25 protein-coding genes are annotated in these 22,168 nt (G+C 54.8%); 15 read left to right on the top strand and 10 right to left on the bottom strand.

Annotation, left to right across the window (positions count from 1 at the left end):
* Window positions 1-101: 101 nt before the first annotated feature.
* The 9 genes from yajC to OSB_RS09825 all read left to right on the top strand — a co-directional run bounded on the left by yajC (window position 102) and on the right by OSB_RS09825 (window position 7,021).
* The gene (yajC, locus tag OSB_RS09860) at window positions 102-383 is read left to right on the top strand and encodes a preprotein translocase subunit YajC (RefSeq protein WP_049834839.1); all 282 of its coding nucleotides are present in this window, start codon (window positions 102-104) and stop codon (window positions 381-383) included.
* Window positions 380-1,168: a preprotein translocase subunit SecD gene (locus OSB_RS09855; protein WP_049834838.1), complete on the top strand. Its 789-nt coding sequence runs from the start codon at window positions 380-382 to the stop codon at window positions 1,166-1,168. The genes yajC and OSB_RS09855 overlap by 4 nt, the downstream gene beginning before the upstream one ends.
* Window positions 1,169-1,272: 104 nt before the next feature.
* Complete coding sequence (gene secD, locus OSB_RS09850) at window positions 1,273-3,912, top strand: protein translocase subunit SecD (protein ID WP_049834837.1); 2,640 nt, start codon at window positions 1,273-1,275, stop codon at window positions 3,910-3,912.
* A gap of 12 nt (window positions 3,913-3,924) precedes the next feature.
* On the top strand, window positions 3,925-4,278 hold the full coding sequence (locus tag OSB_RS09845; protein ID WP_049834836.1) for an Mth938-like domain-containing protein: 354 nt from the start codon (window positions 3,925-3,927) through the stop codon (window positions 4,276-4,278).
* Window positions 4,279-4,299: 21 nt separating this feature from the next.
* A complete protein-coding gene (gene ccmA / locus OSB_RS09840) occupies window positions 4,300-4,917 on the top strand; it encodes a heme ABC exporter ATP-binding protein CcmA (protein WP_049834835.1) in 618 nt (205 codons plus the stop codon).
* On the top strand, window positions 4,914-5,570 hold the full coding sequence (gene ccmB, locus OSB_RS09835) for a heme exporter protein CcmB (RefSeq protein WP_049834834.1): 657 nt from the start codon (window positions 4,914-4,916) through the stop codon (window positions 5,568-5,570). The genes ccmA and ccmB overlap by 4 nt, the downstream gene beginning before the upstream one ends.
* 41 nt (window positions 5,571-5,611) lie before the next feature.
* A complete protein-coding gene (locus tag OSB_RS09830) occupies window positions 5,612-6,340 on the top strand; it encodes a heme ABC transporter permease (protein ID WP_049834833.1) in 729 nt (242 codons plus the stop codon).
* The gene (gene ccmD / locus OSB_RS16510) at window positions 6,337-6,498 is read left to right on the top strand and encodes a heme exporter protein CcmD (protein ID WP_074202219.1); all 162 of its coding nucleotides are present in this window, start codon (window positions 6,337-6,339) and stop codon (window positions 6,496-6,498) included. Before OSB_RS09830 ends, ccmD begins: the two co-directional genes overlap by 4 nt.
* Window positions 6,491-7,021, top strand: coding sequence for a DsbE family thiol:disulfide interchange protein (locus tag OSB_RS09825; protein WP_049834832.1), 531 nt, complete (start codon window positions 6,491-6,493; stop codon window positions 7,019-7,021). Before ccmD ends, OSB_RS09825 begins: the two co-directional genes overlap by 8 nt.
* On the opposite strand, the gene OSB_RS09820 is transcribed toward OSB_RS09825, so the two are convergent.
* The gene (locus OSB_RS09820) at window positions 7,018-7,806 is read right to left on the bottom strand and encodes a dimethylarginine dimethylaminohydrolase family protein (RefSeq protein ID WP_049834831.1); all 789 of its coding nucleotides are present in this window, start codon (window positions 7,804-7,806) and stop codon (window positions 7,018-7,020) included. The genes OSB_RS09825 and OSB_RS09820 overlap by 4 nt on opposite strands.
* 30 nt (window positions 7,807-7,836) lie before the next feature.
* Complete coding sequence (gene acnA / locus OSB_RS09815) at window positions 7,837-10,524, bottom strand: aconitate hydratase AcnA (protein WP_049834830.1); 2,688 nt, start codon at window positions 10,522-10,524, stop codon at window positions 7,837-7,839.
* Between the two features lie 222 nt (window positions 10,525-10,746).
* Here acnA and OSB_RS09810 point away from each other — a divergent pair, with 222 nt between their 5' ends.
* Entirely contained in the window at window positions 10,747-11,451 is a 705-nt protein-coding gene (locus OSB_RS09810) for a DUF1223 domain-containing protein (protein WP_049834829.1), read from the top strand.
* Here the strand turns inward: OSB_RS09810 and nthA are convergent.
* The 5 genes from nthA to OSB_RS09785 all read right to left on the bottom strand — a co-directional run bounded on the left by nthA (window position 11,448) and on the right by OSB_RS09785 (window position 14,447).
* The gene (gene nthA, locus OSB_RS09805) at window positions 11,448-12,089 is read right to left on the bottom strand and encodes a nitrile hydratase subunit alpha (protein ID WP_049834828.1); all 642 of its coding nucleotides are present in this window, start codon (window positions 12,087-12,089) and stop codon (window positions 11,448-11,450) included. The genes OSB_RS09810 and nthA overlap by 4 nt on opposite strands.
* Entirely contained in the window at window positions 12,079-12,351 is a 273-nt protein-coding gene (locus tag OSB_RS16960) for an SH3-like domain-containing protein (protein WP_049834827.1), read from the bottom strand. Before OSB_RS16960 ends, nthA begins: the two co-directional genes overlap by 11 nt.
* Complete coding sequence (locus OSB_RS16955) at window positions 12,348-12,710, bottom strand: SH3-like domain-containing protein (protein WP_049834826.1); 363 nt, start codon at window positions 12,708-12,710, stop codon at window positions 12,348-12,350. The genes OSB_RS16960 and OSB_RS16955 overlap by 4 nt, the downstream gene beginning before the upstream one ends.
* Window positions 12,711-12,750: 40 nt before the next feature.
* Window positions 12,751-13,788 (bottom strand): FliG C-terminal domain-containing protein, encoded by a 1,038-nt coding sequence (locus OSB_RS09790; RefSeq protein WP_074202218.1) that lies wholly within the window; start codon window positions 13,786-13,788, stop codon window positions 12,751-12,753.
* Window positions 13,789-13,964: 176 nt separating this feature from the next.
* Window positions 13,965-14,447, bottom strand: coding sequence for an autoinducer binding domain-containing protein (locus OSB_RS09785; protein WP_049834825.1), 483 nt, complete (start codon window positions 14,445-14,447; stop codon window positions 13,965-13,967).
* A 140-nt stretch (window positions 14,448-14,587) separates the two neighbouring features.
* On the opposite strand from OSB_RS09785, the gene OSB_RS09780 reads away from it, so the two are divergent.
* Together OSB_RS09780 and OSB_RS09775 are read left to right on the top strand one after the other, a co-directional pair.
* Window positions 14,588-15,196, top strand: coding sequence for a helix-turn-helix transcriptional regulator (locus OSB_RS09780; protein WP_049834824.1), 609 nt, complete (start codon window positions 14,588-14,590; stop codon window positions 15,194-15,196).
* A gap of 141 nt (window positions 15,197-15,337) precedes the next feature.
* A complete protein-coding gene (locus tag OSB_RS09775; protein ID WP_049834823.1) occupies window positions 15,338-15,964 on the top strand; it encodes an acyl-homoserine-lactone synthase in 627 nt (208 codons plus the stop codon).
* A 62-nt stretch (window positions 15,965-16,026) separates the two neighbouring features.
* Here OSB_RS09775 and purB read toward each other — a convergent pair whose 3' ends face one another.
* The gene (gene purB, locus OSB_RS09770; RefSeq protein ID WP_049834822.1) at window positions 16,027-17,328 is read right to left on the bottom strand and encodes an adenylosuccinate lyase; all 1,302 of its coding nucleotides are present in this window, start codon (window positions 17,326-17,328) and stop codon (window positions 16,027-16,029) included.
* Window positions 17,329-17,411: 83 nt separating this feature from the next.
* On the opposite strand from purB, the gene OSB_RS09765 reads away from it, so the two are divergent.
* Together OSB_RS09765 and OSB_RS09760 are read left to right on the top strand one after the other, a co-directional pair.
* Window positions 17,412-17,822, top strand: a complete 411-nt coding sequence (locus OSB_RS09765) for a DUF6314 family protein (RefSeq protein WP_049834821.1) — start codon at window positions 17,412-17,414, stop codon at window positions 17,820-17,822.
* 81 nt (window positions 17,823-17,903) lie between these two features.
* On the top strand, window positions 17,904-18,509 hold the full coding sequence (locus OSB_RS09760) for a biotin transporter BioY (RefSeq protein ID WP_049834820.1): 606 nt from the start codon (window positions 17,904-17,906) through the stop codon (window positions 18,507-18,509).
* Between the two features lie 159 nt (window positions 18,510-18,668).
* Here OSB_RS09760 and OSB_RS09755 read toward each other — a convergent pair whose 3' ends face one another.
* Entirely contained in the window at window positions 18,669-19,877 is a 1,209-nt protein-coding gene (locus OSB_RS09755; protein ID WP_049834819.1) for a bifunctional alpha/beta hydrolase/OsmC family protein, read from the bottom strand.
* Window positions 19,878-19,963: 86 nt separating this feature from the next.
* Between OSB_RS09755 and OSB_RS09750 the strand changes: the two genes are divergently transcribed.
* Entirely contained in the window at window positions 19,964-20,830 is an 867-nt protein-coding gene (locus OSB_RS09750; protein ID WP_049834818.1) for an endonuclease/exonuclease/phosphatase family protein, read from the top strand.
* Here OSB_RS09750 and dddP read toward each other — a convergent pair.
* Complete coding sequence (dddP, locus tag OSB_RS09745) at window positions 20,827-22,167, bottom strand: dimethylsulfonioproprionate lyase DddP (protein WP_049834817.1); 1,341 nt, start codon at window positions 22,165-22,167, stop codon at window positions 20,827-20,829. The genes OSB_RS09750 and dddP overlap by 4 nt on opposite strands.
* Window position 22,168 lies beyond the last annotated feature (1 nt).

Raw genomic sequence — 22,168 nt, 5'->3', positions numbered from 1 at the left:
CCCTGTTCGCGCGGGATCACGTTGCGAATCTTGCGGCGCAAACGTAGTGTGCGGCAAATTGCGAGGGGGGTGCCTTCGCGTGCAATTAAGGAAACGACGTCATGGAAGCTTTCGCTCAATTTATCCCACTCATTCTGATCTTCGGTATCATGTATTTCTTGCTGATCCGTCCACAGCAACAAAAACTGAAACAGCATCAGGCGATGGTCGAAGCGCTGCGTCGTGGTGACCAAGTTGTGACGGCTGGTGGCCTGATCGGCAAAGTGTCCAAAGTTAAAGATGACGGCGAAGTTGAAGTCGAACTTGCCAGCGACGTGAAAGTCCGTGTTGTGAAGTCCACAATCGCACAGGTCCTGAACAAGACAGAGCCAACAGACGCATGATCCGAAGCGCGCTCATAGCCCTCGGGCTAAGCGCGGGCGCTGCTGGCGCCCAAGGAATGGTGCCAACAGCGCCAGTCGTGGACTCCTGTGGCGGCAACCGTTTGGTGCTTGCTGCAAGCTCAAACGCGAATGTCGGTGAATTGGAACACGCAGCCGAAGTTATAAGTGCGCGAATTGGCGGGCTTTACGGCGGCGTGTTCGATTTCACGGATGTTGTTGACGACAAGATCACTGTTTCAATTCCGTCAGGCATGCCGCTGGATCGGGGCGCGCTTGAGCCGCTTTTGGAGCAGGTTGAATTCGGTTTTTTGTCAGTTCTTGAATTGTCAGTTCTTGAAAGCGTGTCGCATAGCGAGATAATCGTTGCCCCCGAAGGGCATTCAGTGCTGCGCCAAAAGGGTAGCCCGTCCTTGGTGTATGTCGTCAAAGACGACCCTGTGTTGGATGGAACCGCAATTGTAGCGGCCGAACCATCGTTCGATCAAAACGGCGCGCCTGCCGTTATCTTTCGGTTTTCTGACGCGAGCAGCCAAACGTTTGGTGAATACACGGCTGAACATATCGGCGAACCTTTCGCGATTGTACTGCGTGGCGAAGTCATTTCTGCCCCGACAATCCAGTCAGCGATTTGGGGTGGCAGCGGTATTATCAACGGACTTTTCACCGTCGAAGAGGCTGAGCAGCTGGCAACGTTGATGCAAGCGGGCGTATTGCCGTTTGGGTTAGATATCCTGTCCGAGGACAGCGTTGACGGGTCCGACCCGAGTGCGGATTTCTGCCCCTAGGTAGCTCGCACGTTCGAATTTCACGCCTGCGAAGCAGCGCGTAACCCCATAATATTATGAATAAAACGCCGCGATGCGGTTGAGACAAAAGACAGGACGCCCACATGTTGAAGATTGACCTTTGGAAACGCACCGCGATTTGGCTGGTGGTTGCTTTTGGCATTATGTTTGCTTTGCCCAACGGGTTTTACAGCAAGGTTGAAACCTCAAATGATGCTGAGGCGATCTTGGCGGTTGAAGGGGCGACATCCACGCCCGAGCTTGAGGCGGATGCCGGTCTGTGGCCGTCGTTCCTGCCAGATGGGTTAGTGAACTTGGGCCTCGATCTGCGCGGCGGTGCACAGCTGTTGGCAGAAGTTAAGGTCGAACAGGTTTACGAGTCGCGGATGCGTTCCATGTGGCCAGAGGTACGCGATGTTTTGGCGGAACAGCGCGATATCGTTGGATTTGTCACTGACGAAAGCAACGTTGAAGGTGAGCTTCGTGTTCGTATTTCCGATGCTGCTGGAATGGATCGCGCGTTGGAATTGGTACGTGGTCTCGCACAGCCGGTCGTGAGTGTGACGACTGTTGGCGAGGTGGACATCGTTGTTACGCGCATGTCCGACACGGATTTGATGGTCGCGCTCACGGATGTGGAAAAGGTTGCTTCAGACGATCGTACAGTGCGTCAAGCCCTTGAAGTCGTGCGTCGCCGCATTGATGAAGTCGGGACGCGCGAGCCCTCGATTCAACGTCAGGGCGATACACGTATTTTGATTCAAGTGCCGGGAATTGGCTCAGCGCAAGATGTCAAAATATTGATTGGTGAACAGGGCGAGCTTGGGTTTCATCCTGTCGTGGGTTCCACCGCTGATCCCGAAGCGCGAGCCGGTGCGGGTAATATACTGCTACCATCACTTGACCAAGAAGGCCTGTATTACATCCTTGAACGCACAGCTGTGGTGACAGGTGATGATCTTGTCGACAGTCAACCAACATTTGATGAAAATAACCGGCCTGCGGTGACATTCCGGTTTAACCCATCAGGTGCGCGTCAGTTTGGCGACTATACCCTCGACAATATCGGATCGCCCTTTGCGATTGTTTTGGATGGTAAAGTGGTTAGCGCGCCCAACATTGCAGCCCATATTTCCGGTGGATCGGGTATTATCACAGGCAACTTTGACATTGCAGAATCCACGAACCTTGCCGTGCTGTTGCGTGCTGGCGCTTTGCCTGCTGAGCTCGATTTCCTTCAGGAACAGACTGTTGGGCCTGACCTTGGGCAAGACAGCATCAACGCGGGCGCGATTGCCTGCCTTGTCGCATTTGCGCTGGTGCTGATCTACATGGTGCTTAGCTACGGTTTGTTGGGGGTGTTTGCGAACGTCGCCTTGTTGGTGAACGTGGCGCTGATCTTTGCGTTGTTATCCTTGATTGGCGGTACGCTGACACTGCCTGGTATTGCGGGGATCGTGTTGACGATTGGTATGGCGGTGGATGCCAACGTGCTGATCTTTGAGCGTATCCGCGAGGAAAGCCGAACGGCCAAAGGGCCAGCCCGCGCGATTGAACTTGGCTACGAAAAGGCGCTGTCGGCAATTATTGATGCGAACATCACCACTTTCATCACAGCGGCCATTCTGTTCGCAATGGGGGCAGGGCCAGTGCGTGGTTTTGCGATTACCCTTGGTCTAGGGATCATCACATCCGTCTTTACGGCGATCTTTGTGACCCGTCTGTTGGTCGTGATTTGGTTTGAACGCAAACGTCCCAAACAGGTTTTTGCCGGCAAATACCTGCGCCTTGTGAAGTCTGAGACGGCGTTTGACTTCTTTAAGCGTGCTAAGATGTGGCTTGGCTTGTCGGGCATCATGGTCGTCGTGGCGTTTGTGTCCTTCATGGCGCAGGGGCTGAATTTTGGTATCGACTTCAAAGGCGGCACAACGCTGCGTACGGAAAGCACGCAAGTGATTGATGTAGCAGAATACCGTTCTGTTGTTGAAGCATTGGACTTGGGCGAGGTGACAATCACCGAAGTGTTCGACCCAACCTTCGGCGACGACAAGAATGTCGCGACTGTCGCGATCCAGACACAAGACGGCGAAGAGGCTGTGAGCAACGAAACCATCCAAGCGGTTGAGGGCGCGTTGCGTTCCATTGATCCGAATATGGCGTTCCCAGCAACGGAATCCGTCGGTCCGACCGTGTCCGGTGAGCTTATCCAAAGCGCGATCATCGCCGTTGTCTTGGCGATTGGCGCGGTGTTGGCCTACATCTGGATGCGGTTTGAATGGCAGTTCGCATTGGGTGCGGTTGCTGCGTTGATGCACGATGTGTTGCTGACGATCGGTATTTTCTCTGCGCTGCAAATCCGTTTTGATCTTGCGATTATTGCGGCCTTGCTGACGATTGTTGGTTACTCGCTTAACGATACGGTGGTTGTGTTTGACCGTGTTCGCGAAAACCTGCGTAAGTATAAGGCCAAAGACCTTAAGGACGTGTTGAACCTGTCTATCAACGAAACCCTTAGCCGGACGTTCATGACATCCTTCACCACTTTGCTGGCGTTGATTTCGCTTTATGTTCTGGGTGGCGACGTGATCCGTGGGTTCGTCTTTGCTATGATTTGGGGCGTGATCATCGGGACCTACTCGTCGATCTTCGTGGCCTCGACAACATTGCTGGTCTTGGGCGTAAAGCGTGACTGGTCCAAAGAAGCCAACAAGGTCGGCGGCCAATACGCCAACATTGACGCCTAAAGGAGCACAGCCATGCGATTGAACGAGGTTGTTTATACCGATGCCAAGCCCGTTGATGGGTATGGGGAAGGGTTTTTTCGCATTGGCGGTGAGGTCTATGAGGGGGCGCTGCTGGCGCTCCCGACGGGCATCACGCTTTGGGGCGGCTATGAGGATGTACAAACGTTGATCGATGCTGCCGGTGACATTGATGTTGTTTTTGTCGGGACGGGCGCAGAGATCGCGTATATCCCGTCCGAGCTGCGCAAAACGCTCGAGGACGCGGGGGTGGGGGTTGAGGTCATGTCGTCGCCCACAGCTTGTCGTACCTATAACATCGTATTGTCCGAAGGACGGCGCGTCGGTTTGGCGCTTTTGCCGGTCTAGCAGTTAGGCTAGCGTTGCATCATGGAATTAGCGGTTACAGATTTATCGGTTGCACGCGGTGGTGTGCCAGTGCTTTCAGACGTGTCTTTTGACGTCAAAGCTGGCGAAGCGTTGGTGCTGCGTGGCGTGAATGGCATCGGTAAAACGACGTTGTTGCGAACCTTAGCGGGCTTGCAGCCAGCGCTGTCTGGCACGGTTGATTTCCCCGAAGATACGGGCGCTTATGCTAGCCACGCGGACGGAATCAAAACCCAGCTCACCGTCACCGAGAACCTCGCGTTTTGGGCGGATGTGCATGGGGCTGATTTACCGGACAGCGTGTTCAAAACCTTCGATCTGGAAGACCTGCGCACCCGTTTGGCAGGAACATTGTCCGCAGGCCAAAAGCGCCGTGTCGGCCTTGCACGTCTAGGCGTCATTGGCCGCAAAGTGCTGTTCTTGGACGAACCCACCGTCAGCCTTGATGCGTTCTCGGTTAAGATGTTTGCCAGCTGGCTGCGGGATGAACATTTGGCACAAGGCGGCATTGCCGTGATCGCCACGCATATTGATTTGGGTCTGGACCTGCCTGAACTAGAACTTGAACCCTACAAGGCCGCTGCAGATGCAGGTGGCGGGTCCGACGAGGCGTTCTTGTGATCGCTTTGCTGCGCCGTGACCTCGCGCTAGCGGTGCGGGCAGGGGGCGGCTTTGGCCTTGGGCTGGCGTTCTTTCTGATTGTTGTCGTGCTGGTGCCTTTTGGCGTCGGACCGGAAGCCGAGGTGTTAACACGTATCGCACCCGGTATCCTTTGGGTCGCGGCGTTGTTGGCTGCGCTTTTGTCGTTGGACCGTATTTTCGCGCTGGATTTTGAGGACGGTTCATTGCCGTTGCTTGCCACATCACCACTACCACTAGAAGGCGTGGCGTTGGTAAAGGGCATCGCGCATTGGATCACAACAGGATTGCCGCTGACATTGGCGGCACCCGCGCTGGGGTTCTTGCTGAACCTCGCACCGACCGCCTATCTGTGGCTGCTCCTCTCCCTCGCGCTTGGCACACCTGCTCTGTCGATGATCGGCACGTTCGGGGCCGCCCTTACTGTGGGCCTGCGCCGTGGTGGTTTGCTGATGTCCTTACTTGTGCTGCCACTTTACGTCCCAACGCTGATCTTCGGCGCTGAGGCCGTGCGACGCGGCGCGGATGGCCTCGACCCTAGCACCTCGCTCCTCATGCTCGCGGGCATCACGCTGGGCAGCTTTGCCTTGCTGCCCTTTGCCGCATCGCTTGCGCTGCGCGTCAACCTTAGGTGAGTGGTATTGTTCATGCGCAAACAGCAGGGTAGCTAACGGATATGTCGATCTGGGAATATGCCAATCCAAAGAAGTTCATCGCGACCACGACGCCACTGGTGCCGTGGGTGATGGGGCTTGCGATTGCCTGCCTTGTTGTTGGGCTTGTGTGGGGGTTTTTCTTCACGCCGGATGATTTTCGTCAGGGATCAACCGTTAAGATTATTTACCTGCACGTGCCATCCGCGCTGATGGCGATCAATGCGTGGTTCATGATGCTGTTGGCATCCCTAATCTGGCTGGTGCGCCGCCACCATGTCAGCGCATTGGCCGCCCGTGCTGCGGCACCCATCGGTATCGTTATGACGCTTATCGCATTGATAACAGGTGCTATTTGGGGTCAGCCGATGTGGGGGACATGGTGGGCATGGGATCCACGTTTGACGTCGTTTCTGATCCTGTTCTTGTTCTACCTCGGCTACATCGCCCTGTGGGAAGCGATTGAGGACCCTGATACCGCTGCTGATTTGACCAGCGTTTTGTGCATCGTTGGGTCCGTCTTTGCGGTACTATCGCGCTACGCCGTTAACTTTTGGAACCAAGGGCTGCACCAAGGCACCAGCGTGCCTGTCGCTACGGGCGAACGCTCTGTGTCGGACGTGTTCTTCGTGCCCTTGCTCATCTGCATGGTGGGCTTTGGCATTTTGTTCCTTGGCCTTGTGCTGATCCGTACACGAACAGAAATTCGCGCCCGTCGGATGAAAGCGCTTGAAGCAAGGATGCGGTCATGATGCCTGATCTTGGAAATTACGCGACCGAAGTGATGACCGCATATGCGCTGTCAGTCGGGCTTCTGGTTGGCTTGCTTGCGCTTTCCTTACGTCGTTCGCGCAAAGTGCGTGCGCAACTGGCTGATGTTGAAGCCCGTCGGGATCGCGCCAATGTCTAAGCTGATGCTGGTTCCTGTTGTAACGTTCGCCGCAATCGGTGGCGTCTTCGCGGCCGGCATGTTTTTCGGGCAGGGCGAAGAGCTACCTTCAGCCTTGATCGGGCAACCAGCCCCAGCAGTGGAGGTCGCGGAAATCGACGGCCTTACGCCGTTCACAGACGCAATGCTACGCGACGGCGAGGTGAAGATCGTGAATTTCTGGGCCAGCTGGTGCGCCCCCTGCCGTATCGAGCACCCTAACCTTGAAACCTTGGCGGATGAGGGCATCCCGATCTACGGCGTGAACTACAAAGATTTTGATGCCAACGCAGTCGCGTTCCTCAACGATCTTGGCGACCCCTACGCCGCCGTTGGCGCGGACCCGCGAGGGGATCACGCGATTGATTGGGGCGTTTACGGCGTGCCGGAAACCTTCCTAGTAGACGGTGACGGCACGATCTTGTTGCGTATGGCATCACCCGTAACGCAACGCGAATTGGCGAACCGACTGCGCCCAGCACTGGACGCAGCCTTAGCTAATTAGCGGCTATAGCGAAGTGACATGCAGCTGAGGCCACCATCCACAAGCGCGGCTTGGCTAGTGTTCAACACCTTCAAAGAATAGCCCGCCTTTTCCAGCTTTTCAGCCGTTTTCGGATGGCCTGCTGACAAGAACACAAAATCATTCACGCGGATCGCGTTGGCTGCGGCTTCTTCGCCCGCAACGGTTTCAATGACGTTCAATCCTTTGAAAGCACCGGACGCGGCGAGGGCGGGTGTGGCCAACACAGTTCCTTCGTCCAAAAGCGAGCTTTCGGTTTTGAAGTGCAGGATTTCAGGTGGCGTTTGCAGAACCTCAAGCGTGTAACCCAAGCTCTCAACGATTGGGCGCAGGTCTTCGGCCCCTTGCACATTCGTGCGTGCCGACAACCCCAACAAAACGCGGTCATCCGTGCACAAAATGTCGCCGCCATCGACATACCCATCTGTCTTTAGATCAACGACATCGTTCATATGTTCCAAAAGCGCGGGCCGAAGCGCTGCCGCTTCGCCAAGGCGGGTTTCTGCACCCGGTCGCAGGACAATCGCTGTTCCGTTCAACACCAAGGCAGGGTCTTCGATAAAGACAGAATCGGGGAATGCTTCATCGGAAGGCAAAACATTCACGACGCAACCGGCCTCACGCAGGGCCGCGATATAGGCCCCGTGTTCAGCCGCAAACGCCATCGGGTCTGGATCGCCTTGATCGCTTGCACGTAGCCCATCAGTAACCGACTGGGCAGGAACACGGCTTAGCGCGTGGGTGAATTCAAAACTTGGGTGCGTCATCGAGTAAACCTTTTAAGATATGCCATTCAGTCAGGCTTCTTTGGCGAGATTACGCAGAACATAGTGCAAGACGCCACCGTGTTCGATGTATTCAATCTCAATCGCGGTATCGATCCGGCATTTGAGGGTGATGGCTTTCACCGTTCCGTCCGCCATCGTGATCGTTGCGGGAACTTCTTGCAGGGGGGTAACCGCATCAAGACCAGAGATCGAAACCGTTTCTTCACCTGTCAGGCTAAGGGTCTTGCGGCTGTCACCATTGGTGAATTCAAACGGGATGACCCCCATGCCAACGAGGTTTGAACGGTGGATACGCTCAAAACTCTCGGCAATCACGGCTTTGACGCCCAGAAGGTTGGTGCCCTTGGCAGCCCAGTCGCGCGATGATCCTGCGCCGTATTGTTCACCGCCGAAAATGACGGTCGGTGTGCCGGCCGCTTGGTAGGCCATTGCCGCGTCAAAGATTGACGTTTGTTTACCGTCCGGCCCTTTGGTGTAGCCGCCTTCGACGCCGTCCAGCATTTCGTTCTTGATGCGGATGTTGGCGAAGGTACCGCGCATCATGACCTCGTGGTTGCCACGGCGCGACCCATAAGAGTTGAATTCGCGCACGGGCACCTGACGTTCAATCAGGTACTGCCCCGCCGGTGAACTTTCGGCGAAAGACCCAGCAGGTGAGATGTGGTCGGTCGTGATCATGTCGCCCAAAACGGCCAGTACCTTGGCATCGTTGATGTTGGAAATAACACCCGGGTCTTTGGACATGCCTTGGAAGTAAGGCGGGTTCTGGATGTAGGTGGATTGGGCAGGCCAGTCGTAGGTTTCGGCGTCTGTGGTGTCGACGCTTTGCCACTTTTCGTCGCCCTTGAACACGTCCGCGTATTTGGATTGGAACGCCTCGCGGGTGACGGTTTTTTCCACCAGTTCAGCGATTTCAGCGGTCGTAGGCCAAATGTCCTTCAGGTAGACGGGGTTGCCGTCTTTGTCGTCGCCCAAGGGATGAGACGCGAGGTTGATGTCCATCGTCCCCGCTATGGCATAAGCCACAACGAGGGGCGGCGAAGCGAGGTAGTTGGCACGCACATCAGGGGAAATGCGTCCTTCAAAGTTGCGGTTACCTGATAAAACGGATGTCGCCACGAGGTCACCTTCATGGATCGCCGCGCTGATTTCCTTTTGCAGCGGGCCCGAATTGCCGATGCAGGTGGTACAGCCGTAGCCGACAAGGTTGAAGCCAAGTGCGTCGAGGTCGGTTTGCAGGCCTGCGGCCTCAAGGTATGCTGACACGACTTGCGACCCTGGCGCGAGGGAAGTTTTTACCCAAGGCTTTCGCGTCAGACCCAATGCTGCCGCTTTACGTGCCACAAGGCCCGCGCCGATCATGACGTAGGGGTTGGATGTGTTGGTGCAGGACGTGATGGACGCAATGACGACCTTGCCGGATTCCATCGTGTAATCTTCGCCCGTGACGGGAACTTCTTTGTCTAACGGGCGCTTGAATGTTTCTTCCATTTCGCGCCGAAACTCGACCTGCGCTGTGTCTAGTGCCACGTAGTCTTGTGGACGTTTTGGGCCAGAGATCGCAGGGACGATGGTGCCCATGTCCAGTTCAAGCGTTGAGGTATAGACAGGGTCGTAATCTGCCCCGCGCCAGAACCCGTTTTCCTTTGCGTAGGTTTCGACCAATGCAATGCGGTCCTCGTCGCGGCCTGTGTTGCGCAGGTAGCGAAGGGTTTCATTGTCGATCGGGAAGAAGCCACAGGTCGCGCCGTACTCCGGTGCCATGTTTGCGATTGTCGCGCGATCGGCAAGCGGTAGGGTATCCAAGCCATCACCGTAAAATTCGACGAATTTGGATACAACGCCGTGGGCACGTAGCATTTCAACGACTTTTAGCACCAAATCCGTGCCTGTCGTGCCTTCCATCATTTCACCCGTCAGCTTGAAACCAACAACTTCAGGGATCAGCATTGAAATCGGTTGCCCAAGCATTGATGCCTCGGCCTCGATCCCGCCGACGCCCCAACCCAGCACAGCCACGCCGTTAACCATTGTCGTGTGGCTGTCCGTGCCAACAAGCGTGTCAGGATAGGCCACTTCAACGCCGTCTTGGTCCATATCGGTCCAGACGGTTTGGCTGAGGTATTCGAGGTTCACTTGGTGGCAAATACCCGTACCGGGTGGCACCACGCGGAAGTTTGAAAACGCGGACTGGCCCCATTTCAGGAAGGTGTAGCGTTCGAGGTTGCGTTCGTATTCGCGGTCCACGTTCATCTGAAACGCACGCGGATTGCCGAATTCGTCAATCATAACGGAATGGTCGATAACCAAATCAACAGGGTTCAAAGGGTTGATCTGCTGCGCATCACCGCCAAGCGCCACAATCCCGTCGCGCATCGCGGCGAGGTCAACAACTGCTGGAACGCCCGTGAAATCTTGCATCAAAACGCGGGCAGGGCGATAGGCAATCTCGCGAGGGTTCTTGCCACCCTGTGCGCCCCATTCTGCGAAGGCTTTGATGTCATCCACAGAAACCGTTTTGCCATCCTCAAAGCGCAGCATATTTTCCAACACCACTTTCAGCGCGGCGGGCAGTTTGGAAAAGTCACCAAGACCTGCATCCGTCGCCGCAGGAATAGAATAATACGCAAACGACTGGTCCCCAACCTTAAGGGTTTTGCGTGTCTTTGCGCTGTCGTGTCCAACTGTGATGGGCATTTGTTATCTCCGAATGAAAATGCGGACGTGATTATGATGCGGATCGGTAGGTCAATTCGTGCCGATTAAGCGTTGTTTTGCTCGATCTTATTGGGGTTTTGCTGCAAATCAACCTTAACGTGCGTGTTGCTTTTTTGCGATTGTAACAGACCCATCGCAAACGCTTGATTGGCCAGAAGCCGCTGGCTGAGTTAGGCAAGGGTAACTTTGACAGGAAACCCGATGCGCCAGACCTTCTTTGCGACTTTGTCCGCTTTCGCTACATGCCTCACGATGGCGACCCCTGCAGCCGCAGATGGCCCAACAGTCGTTGAACTTTACACATCGCAAGGCTGTTCCAGCTGCCCGCCAGCGGATGAAATTTTGCATGATCTGGCCGGGCAATCTGATGTCATCGCGCTCGCGCTTCATGTTGATTATTGGGATTATATCGGTTGGGCGGATATCTTTGCCGATCCGTCGCATACACTGCGCCAGCAAAATTATGCACGCGTCGCTGGCGCAAGTTCAATTTACACACCGCAGATGGTCATTGGCGGGGAGGATCACGTAATTGGCACAAAGCCGATGGATGTGGCCAACCTGATCCGGAGACATAGCGCGAGCGAAACGGGAACCCGCATTTCGTTGCAACGTTCTGGTAATCAGTTGCAGATAACAGGGCAGACAGCGCGGGCTTTGCGCAATGGAACTGTTGTACAGGTTATTCGTTACAGTCCTGAGGAAACCGTGGACGTTCGCCGCGGTGAAAACGCGGGACGTTCGCTGACGTATTCCAACATCGTGACCCAATGGAGCGCGGTTGGTGAGTGGAGTGGGTTGGGCGACCTCAACATGAACGTCAGAATTTCCGGCAATTCGCCTGTCGTTGTGATCGTCCAAGAGCCTGGACCGGGGGCTGTTATGGCCTCAGCCATTCTACGCTAAGGCGCTTTTGCTACGCCCGTGCCGATCATGCTGTCGCGTGTGACGAGGGCGACAAGCTCATCTTGTGACATATTTTCAGTACCTTGCGGGCGCTTTGGGATGACGATGTAGCGCATATCTGCAGTGCTGTCATGAACGCGAACTTTAGTAGAGTCGGGCAAAGATACCCCAAATTCCGCGAGGACTGAGCGCGGTTCACGAACCGTACGGCTGCGGTAGGCGCGGGATTTGTACCAATCGGGCGGCAGGCCCAGCAGGTTGCGCGGGTAGCATGAGCACAGAGTGCAGACGATCATGTTGTGAATATCGCCTGTGTTTTCGACCGCGATGAGTTTCAAGGGGCCAATGTCAAAACCCATCTCGCGGGTCGCAGCAGCGGCGTCTTTCATGAGGGCTGCGTGAAAGTCAGGGTCCGCCCACGCGCGTGCAACAACCTTTGCGCCATTGCTTGGGGTGCGGGCGTCCATCGTTTCGATTTGATTGGCGATTTCCGTGGGGGTGGTGATGTCTTTCTCAACCAATAGCTCGCGGACGGCGATTTCCATGGTTTGCCAGTAGCTTAGATCGGTATCGTCATCGGCGCGGAAGGGGTGGCCGGACGGACTGAGGTGGTCGTGGTCGTGGTGATCATGTGGCATCGGCAGGCTCCAACCAATGTGCGTAGATTTCTGCATCAAGCGTATCGCAAGGGTTTTCCGCGTCAGCACCCCAGACTTCGTCCATCGTGAACCGCACACGGTGGAGCGGTTTTGCCGTGGCGGGCAACCCGTAGGCGAGGTCCTCGGGGTTTGGAAACTCTCCGAGGGAGCGTTCAATCACACCGATCTTTCCACGCAGGTAGATTGGCGTGCGAACATGGCCTGGTGGCATCATCGATTTAACGCGGACGGCTTGGGTCATGTTGGGCTGCTCGCGTCGCCGTAGGTTTCGCCACGCGCTGTAATTTCGGCCATTTTTTCGGCGAGATCGGCGGTTGTGTAGGCGCCGCCTTCGATTAGGTTTTGGTTAATCGATGCGATCCAACGTTCGTAATAGGTCATCTTTTCAAACGCGTCTTCGCCCATGTCTTCAAGGACCCGGCGTAAACCGTCGACGGTGAAATATCCTTTAGCGGCCCCGATAATCATCAGGGCGTCCACGCGTTTCTCCCACAGGGAAAAGTCATGGTTTTCGTTCGGCGTTTCCATCTCTGGAATTGGGCCGGCGGTGTCGCCACCCATATCATGCCAACGGCGAGCGGGGTTTTTCGGATCTATCATAAAGCGATGCTAGGCCTGTGATCCGCGCGAGGCCAGCACTTTAATCTTCTTCGTCTGCAACGACCAGATTGATTGTCCCTGCATCAGCGGCTGCACGAATGGCAGTGACCACGGCTGTTTGCGCATTTTCACCATCTGATGGTTTGACTTTACCAACTTCATCCATTTCTTCGCGCAGATTGTCGGCCATGCGGGTCGACATGTTTTCAAGAAGATGGGTGGCGGAGGCCGCCAATTCCCCACCGGTTTCTGTGGCGGATGCCAGTGCGCGCACGAGGTCCGCTTGGTCAATGTCGCGCAGGACTTTGGGAACGTCAGGCATTGCGAGGCGGGCAGGGATATCTGCAAAGGTAAAGATTGCCTTGCGCACGCCTTCGCCGAAGGTTGCGTCTTGGGACAAGAGGCCTTCGAGTACCTGATCGCGTGTCGTTGCGGGCGTTGAGTTTAGGATCGCGCCGATGCGGGATTCCGCACTGTCGGTAAATGCAGGCAAAGACGCACCGCAATAGTTGCTGGCAAGACCGGCGCCAATACGCACGATGGCATCTGCTTTGATATTCGTGGTGCGTGACATCGCAAACGCAATGTAGCGCGCGCGATCTCCTGGCATGAGACCCAAGAGAGTGGCGGCCTTTGGCGTCGGTAATTTTGAAAGAAGTATGGCGCAGATTTCGGGGCTTTCCGCTTCGGTTATGGGCAGCATTTCCTCAGGTGTGAGGTCAAGCACGAGGTTCCACGGATCACTTCCTGCTTGCGCGGCGGCTTCTTCGCGAAGGCGTGCGACAGTGCTGGCGGAAATACGGCCGTCGAGGGATTTTAGCGCTGCTTCAAAGCTGCCCGGGGCTGTGAGGGCGACATCGGACAGCTCGCGGGCAAATTCCTTTGCCACGCTGTTTAGCGTAGCCTTGTCTATGATATTGAGGGCACCAAGCTCACGGGTCAGGCGGGCTTGTGCCGCTTCAGGCAGTTGGGACAGGGGTAAATCCCCGCCTTCGCGCAACAAGAGTTGCACAACCATTGCAGCCTTACGGGATCGAGGGAGATCACTGACTGCGAGGGACGACGTTTGACCGGCCATAAAAGCACGCTCCTTTAAGGGGTGATCCCCTGATTAGGTGCTTAAGATGAAGAGGCGATTAATGGCGATTTGTTTGCGGCGGCTTTCAATGGAACCGGCCTAAAAGACGTCACACGTGCTGAAACCGGAAAACTCAAATCCGTAAAGAGCATACTAGGGTCGCCACATAGTTGTGGTTAACGTGCAAGGTTTGACGCGAGCGTTAGCAGCTCTTCGCGCAATTCAGCGTCCATACCGTCGTGCGCCGTGGTTAGCTCGTGGAGGGATTGCGTACACTGGGTCAATTGAGAAATTTCAGCGTCTGTGTATTCGCGATCCGGGCGCGAATAGCCGGCCATGCTTCGGCTGTTGTCCGATTCGACGGCAATTGCGACGCCGTAAGTCATACCGTAAGTAGCCGATTGCATTAAAATGTTCTGTTCGTCTTGTTCGCTTAGCTCTGACCAACGGATTGAGCCGGTCTCGGTGAACCCCCAACGCACAATAGGGTCAACCATTACGAAACCTTTTTCGGAATAGATGTCAGTCCATGCCTTTGGATATGTTTGGAACATTAATTCGGGGGATGTCAGTTTAATATGGAATGCGATTGCAGAACCAGACACCGCCAGTTTTTCAACGCTTTCCAAAAGCGTTTTGATCTTGCCAATATCTGCCATCTCGCCCTCAACTCGCTTTATGGTTGCCTGCCCCGTCCTACAACGATTAAGTAAGGCAACAAGCTTGTAACCGTATGTAAGCGAGTTGTCGTTGTAAAAACAAGATTGTTTAACCTAGCCTGCCGCTGAAAGGGCCATGCGTGTTAGAGCTGAAGTCTACGGAGGACGTTCATGAGATAGCCAAGTCAGGCTATTATATCGCGTTGCGTGTAGGGTTCGCATTTCCACAAGAAGAGGTGAACGCGCTTCCGACGCCTTGGGTCGATCATTACACCACCCACCGTTTCATGTTGCATGACCCCGTCATTCGCTGGAGCTACGCCAACACTGGCGCGGTTGCTTGGAGTGGAATTGACTTGCCTGACCCGATGCGTGTTTTACAACAAGCGCAGACGTTTGGATTACGGTATGGTGTTGCTGTTGCGTGCTTTGATGGCAACCGCGAAGGGCAACGTTCGTTTGGCACATTTGCGCGGCCGGACCGCGAGTTTGAGCAAGACGAAATGAATGCGTTGCACGCTTATGTATCGAAGCTACACCGTGAAAAAGCACCCCCTACGAATCTGACAAACGCTGAACTTGAAGCCCTGAAAATGGTAAAAGAGGGCCAACGGCTAAAGCAAATCGCCCATACATTGGGAGTTTCGGAAGGGGCGGTGAAGCAACGCCTAAGGAACGCGAAAACCAAGCTGGGTGCACAGACATCAGCGCAAGCCGCTGCAATGGTTAGAGAATTTGGCTTGATTTGAACCGGTTGAATTCGTTGCCAAAACGCTAACTTTCACGGTCTTTTGGGTTTCGTTAATTTTTTTTCCGTTGCTGGTTCGGTTTATTAGTTAACAACAGATTGATCCCGGCGCTAAATGGACTCTCCAAATAGGAGAGTACCAATGGAAAATATCACGTTTGAATTGTCGCATGTTCACCAGCACGGATCCGCATTTTTTGATTACCTGAGTTTGCGTAAAAAGTTTTTTGTTGACGAGTTACACTGGCAAATCCCGCATAATGCTGATGTCGAAATGGACCAATACGACAACCCGATGGCACGCTATTCGCTTGTTCTTGATGATGATGGACGGGTGCTTGCGGGTGCGCGTGCTATGTCCACTTCGGCGACATGGGGCGACCATACTTATATGCTTAAGGATGCGATGTCAGGAAAGCTTGAAACTATTCCGACCAATTTGTTGGATGATGTGATCGACAGCCCAAAGGTCTGGGAATGTACGCGCTTGGTGATTTCGCCCGAGGTTAAATCCATGCGGGTGCGCATACAGTGCCTTGATTTGATCGTCGGTGGGTTGATTGATATGGCCAACAAAGAAGGTGCAGATACGTTGATTTCATTATCAAATCTGTGGCTTCTACGTGCTCTTAAGCGGCTTGGTTACGGTGCCGAATTGCTGGGTGAGCCATACCAGAACGATGATGACGGGCATAAGTATGCGGTTATGTCGATTGAGGCGCGCCATAAGCAATCTACGGTCCAAGTTCCGCAAATGACAGCCGCCTAATCAAGCGACCATCTATGGGCCCTTGGGGGGCCCATAGAGGTTTTACTTTAGGACTTCGGCGTTTAGCCGAACACACGCTTGAAAATCGTGTCGACGTGCTTGGTGTGGTAATCGAGATTGAAGTTCTCGTTGATCGCTTCAACACCAAGTGCCGCGACGACCTCTTTGTCAGCGAGCAGTTCTTCACGGAAGTCTGTGCGTTCTTCCCAGACTTTCAACGCATTGCGTTGAACCATCGCGTAAGCATCTTCGCGGGATGTGCCAGCCTGTGTCAGGGCCAAAAGCACACGCTGGGACATCACCAAACCTGGGAACTTGTTCATGTTGTCGAGCATGTTGTCAGGGAAAATCAACATCTTGTCGATCACGCCTGTCAGACGGTTCAGCGCGAAGTCGAGGGTGACAGTCGCGTCTGGGCCAATGCCGCGTTCCACGGAGGAGTGCGAGATATCGCGCTCGTGCCAGAGGGCGACGTTTTCCATCGCAGGGATCACTGTCATGCGCACAAGACGCGCCAGACCTGTCAGGTTTTCTGTCAGGACTGGGTTCTTTTTGTGCGGCATCGCGCTGGAACCCTTTTGACCCATTGAGAAGAATTCCGCGCCTTCCAACACTTCGGTGCGCTGCATGTGGCGGATTTCAGTGGCGACGTTTTCGATAGAGGACGCAATCACGCCGAGTGTCGCAAAGAACATTGCGTGACGATCGCGCGGGATAACCTGTGTGCTGATCGGTTCTGGGGACAGGCCCAGCTTTTCGCAAACATGTTCTTCCACGCGTGGATCGATGTTGGCAAATGTACCAACTGCGCCGGACACGGCACCGGTTGAGATTTCGTCACGCGCAACTTTCATACGGGCAAGGTTGCGATCCATTTCCGCGTAGAAACGTGCAAACGTCAGGCCCATGGTTGTGGGTTCAGCGTGGATTCCGTGGGAGCGGCCAACACGTACTGTCATCTTGTGTTCTATCGCACGCTTCTTCAGCGCGGCGAGGAGGGCTTCGAGGTCGGTGATCAAAAGGTCAGCGGCACGCACGAGCTGGACGTTGAAGCAGGTGTCCAGTACGTCAGAGGACGTCATGCCCTGGTGAACAAAGCGCGCTTCGTCAGAACCAACGTGTTCGGCAAGGTGCGTTAGAAACGCGATAACGTCGTGTTTTGTAACGGCTTCGATTTCATCAATACGAGCCACGTCGAATTCTACATCCTTGGCTTTCCAGACCGCATCCGCGTTTTCGCGCGGGATCACGCCGATATCGGCCATCGCGTCACAGGCGTGCGCCTCGATCTCGTACCAGATTTTGAATTTGGTGGCAGGTTCCCAGATGTCAGTCATCACGGAGCGGGCATAGCGGGGGATCATTGGCGTGGCCTTTTCTATAGGTACAAAAGCAGATGGGGGCGTCATAAAGGGACTAGGCATTGGTCACAAGGGACGGCAGGGAATTGCGCAAGTTAGAAGACTTTATTGGCATGTATGATGTGTCACGCACCATTGAAGACACGCGCGCGGGCGCGACGTCGCGATTTGAAGGGCAGGCGGAGATCACATTGACCCAAGATGGGGCGTTGTATTCAGAAACGGGCGCCTTGATCATCTCAGATCAACGTTTTGAAGCCGAACGGCGGTATTTGTGGGCTGAAGAGCACGGGAAGATATTGGTCAGCTTTGAGGATGGCCGCGCATTCCATGATTTTGATCCGAATCTCGGCGGGCAAGCGAGCGAACACCTGTGCGGAAAAGACATGTATCGCGGCGGGTACGAGTTTTCCGAGTGGCCGCGTTGGGCGTTGCATTGGCGGGTTCAAGGCCCTCGCAAGGACTACGTTTCAACGACATGGTACGTAAGGTGCTAGCGTTATCATTTGCTTCGCACTTGCAGAAAGACTGCCGCTAGGGCATGTCTATGCACGAATTTGACAAAAGGAGCCGCGACAATGGCCATGACGATGAATAACCAAGCCTTGGCAGAAGCCTTTGGCCCAAGCGAGGGTACAGCCCTTCGGATCAAACAGGCAGTTCTGGTGGTGCTCGGCATCGCGTTTCTTGCGATTGCAGCGAAAATCAAAGTTCCGATGTTCCCATCCCCAGTTCCGATCACACTTGGCACATTTGCTGTGCTGACGGTCGGTGTATCCTACGGCCCACGTCTTGGTCTTGTGACGATCTTTGGCTACATGCTGATTGGTGCGCTAGGATTTGACGTTTTCGCGTCCTCGTCTGCTGAAAAGAATGGCCTTACGTACATGATGGGCGGCACTGGCGGCTATTTGGTCGGCTACGTTCTGGCTGTTCTTTACCTCGGTTGGGCTGCACGCCGCGGCATGGACCGCACAATTGAAGGCATGGCCGGCGCAATGCTGATGGCAAACGTATTGATCTACGTTCCGGGCGTCTTCTGGCTGCACCAGTTCACATCCGGTCTTGAACAGACAATGGAGTGGGGCCTGACGCCTTATGTTATTGGCGATTTGATGAAGCTGGCATTGGCCGCACTTTTGATCCCAACTGTTTGGAAGCTTGTCGGCAAGGCCCGCGGCTAAATCAACCTAACGGTTAGAAAATAGTGAGGCGCGCAGCAAAAGCTGCGCGCCTCATTTCGTTTGTTGGGTGTGTTTGTTTGGCGTGAGCCTATCGCGGGACATGCAGCGTTTGTTTTGATCGGCCCTTCGGGGAGGATATTTGAGAAACAAAAGCAAAGGCTAGGCGAGTTTGGTAATGATGTGGTTGCTGCGTTCTAAGGTTTGGTGAACGGGGCAACGGTCCGCGATTTCAAGCAAGCGTTGGCGTTGTGCATCGTCGAGATCGCCCGTCAGCGTGATTGCGCGGGTGAAGCTGTCGATTTTGGTTTTGGTTTCAGACCCGGCGTCTTGGCCGTGGACCTTATCATGTGTGACATCGACGCTGACAGAGGTCAGCGGCCAGCCTTTGCGGCGTGCATACATACGGATCGTCATTGATGTACAAGCGCCCAAACCGGCCGACAAAAGGCCGTAAGGGGTAAGGCCCTTGTTGGTACCGCCGTAGGCTTCTGGTTCGTCCGCGAGCAGGTGGTGAGGGCCGGATTGAACGTCTTGCAGGAACCCTTTGGGGTCTGCTTCGGAAACACGCAACACGCCTTCGGGAGTGCCTATGGGCGGCGCGGGACGGCGCAATGAAATGTAGCGTTTGGCCCATGTGGCGATGACATCGGCGGCGTATTCTGCGTCTTCGGCATTCGAGAGCAGGTGGTCAGCGTTGTCCAATGTTATAAAGCTTTTTGGATGTTTGGCAGCGAGGAAAATCTCGGATGCGTTGTCGATTGAAACGGTTGCGTCGCGAGGGCCGTGCAGTACCAAAAGGGCCGCGTTAAGAGTCGAGATCGCGGAGGTGAGTTTACCTTTGGCGACGTCTTGTAAGAAATCGTTGGAGATGCGGAACGGACGGCCGCCCAAGCTGACCTCGGCAACGCCATCGCGCATGATTTGGGGCAGGGCGTGGGCGAAATTATGGGTCACGTGTTCTGGATCAAACGGCGCGCCGATGGTGACGACCGCATGGATGTTGTCCAATTCCGAAGCGGCCTTCAACACCGCAGCGCCGCCAAGAGAATGGCCGATCAACAAAGACGGGGCCATGTTGCGTTTCGTAAGTTCTGCACTGGCTGCCGCGAGATCTTGCACATTTGTGGTGAAGTTTGTGTTTTCAAACTCGCCCTCGGAGTGTCCCAAACCCGTGAAATCAAATCGCAAAACGGCGATACCCATAGAGGACAGGCGACCTGCGATGCGGCGCGCTGCGGGAATGTCTTTGGAACAAGTGAAGCAATGGGCGAACAGGGCCGTTGCGAGGTGGGGCCCTTCGGGAAGGTCGAGGCGGGCGGACAGGTTTTGACCATCATGGCCGGGGAAGGTGAAGCGTTCGGTTGGCATATAGAATCCTTTGGTTGAGACAAAGGTGGACCTGCGTCATAGAACGCGCAAGAGATGTGACGGTGGCGTCACGGGAAGGTGAGAAAATGCTTAAGGTTATGGGCCGGGTATTGGTCGTTTTGGCGGCTTTGGTTTTGGCGGCTTCTTTTGCGGGGGACCTGCATGGGGTCGGGGACAGTCTGGCTGTGTTTCGATTGGCGATTCTCGTGGGGGCACTTTTTGTCTCAGCATTGGTCTGGCGTTGGCGTTGGGCGAAAGTGCTGGCCCTTGTTGCTTTCGCCATTGGGGGCATGCAAATGGCGGACGGTGCGTTTGCCTCTGTGCCGGATACGCCCGATTTTGTTCTCTATCAGAAGAATTTACTGTTCCGTGAGCGGGACCGGACCGAGTTCATCAACGATGTTCTGGCCTCAGGCGCGGATGCTGTAACCTTGCAAGAAGTCGGCCCGGCCAATGAGGCGGTTCTTGAGACGTTGCGCGAATGGTATCCATATCAATTGCTGTGCAACGACGTCAGGTTGCGCAGAATGGCGATTGTTTCGCGCACACCGTTTGAGGTGGAGGAGTGTTTCGAGCAATCTGGTGCGGCGCGTGTTGTGACGCAGGTTGGTGGGCGTTCAGTTCAGGTTTATTCGCTGCATTTGTATTGGCCTTATCCGTACCCGCAGGCGCGTCAGGTCGCGGCATTGGCCCCTATATTTGAGGCGCAAGAAACGGATTTCACGGTTGTAGGCGGTGATTTTAATATGGTCGCGTCAGGACGTAGCGTTGCGGCAATTGAAGCGGCCACTGGCACCGAGCGGGTCGGACGGGCTGCTGCGACGTATTATCTTTATGGTTACCCGCTTGCGATTGACCATGTTTTGGCCACAGGTGGCGCAGGAGCGCTCGAAACACGTGACAAGATGGGATCAGACCACCTTGGTTTGGTGGCCTCAATCGTGTTTCCTTAACGCCCCATCAACGCGTCGTCATGCGGGTAGGTGGTGAGGTTTTCGAACCCGTCATCCGTAATCAAGACCTGATCTTCGAGCTTGATTGAGAAATCCCCGCCTTCGGGTGAGACTAAGGCTTCGACGCAAAGCACCATGCCGGCTTCAAGTTCATGATCAAACGCGCCTTCGACCATTTTGTCGGGGTAGGCGACCAAAGGCCATTCATCGCACAGGCCAACACCGTGCATTAGGCAGCCGTATTTCTGTTTTTGGTATTTGTCGTGCAGCACGTGGGTATTGCGAGATAAGTCCTGAATATTCACCCCAGGTTTAAGCATTTGCATATTGGTTTCAATATGTTCCACCGCGTGCTTCATCGCCTCAATCATGTCGAGACGAGGCTTTTCATCACCAATCCACCATGTGCGTGAGATGTCGATGCAGATGCCATAGGATCCGATCAGATCGGTATCGAATGCCAGGATTTCATTGGGTTGCGTGATGCGTGGACCGCATTCTTGGAACCACGGATTGGTGCGCGGGCCGGTGGCAAGAAGGCGGGTTTCGATCCATTCGCCACCGCGTTTGATATTCTCTGCGTGTAGGATCGCCCAGATGTCATCTTCAGTGGTGGTACCGTCGCCAGCGTTTGCACGGGCGAAGTCTTCCATTGATTTGCACGCCGTTTCGCAGGCGTGATTGGCACACCGCATGGCGAGGATTTCATCAGGTCCTTTTACGGAACGTGCGTGTTCGGTGACTTCTTCGCCTTCCTCAACGGTGAACCCTCGGGCTTCAAGGGCACGCAAACCATCCACCATGATCTTATCAACGGCGAGGCGCATATTGGTGCCGGCATGGCTGCGCATGAGGTCTTTTATCTCGTCCGCAAAAGTGGACGCTGCTTGTAAGCCTTTGTTACCGTTAGAAAAGTAGAACATCGAGGCACCGGAACGTTGTTCGGCGACGAGGGGATTAAACTCACTCAGGAAGGGGGCGTTTTTGTAGTCCCACATAACCATGTGGCCATCGGCGCACAGCAGCACCGCGCGAAACGGATTGTGGGTGTTCCAAAGCTGCATGTTGGTGCTGTCAGTGGCGTAACGAATGTTGAGTGGGTCAAACATCAGCAAGCCGCCAAGGTCACGATCAACGATGTGCTGGGTTAGGCGTTTCCAACGATATTCACGCATTGCTTCAAGTTTGGGGAGGATCAGACCCGCATTAGCCCACTCATTGAATGCCAATTGCGTTGGTCCAATTTCTACGCGGTTATTGTCGTTGGGGCTGCCGTCACCAAGGGTCATTCCCTTGGTCGGGTCGATCTTTCGCGTGTCTCGAAATGGGGAATCCATG

Origin of the sequence: Octadecabacter temperatus, assembly GCF_001187845.1 — a bacterium.
Taxonomy (GTDB): Bacteria; Pseudomonadota; Alphaproteobacteria; order Rhodobacterales; family Rhodobacteraceae; genus Octadecabacter; species Octadecabacter temperatus.
The sequence above is the reverse complement of the archived record's forward strand: the minus strand, read 5'-3'. Positions and strand labels throughout refer to the sequence as shown.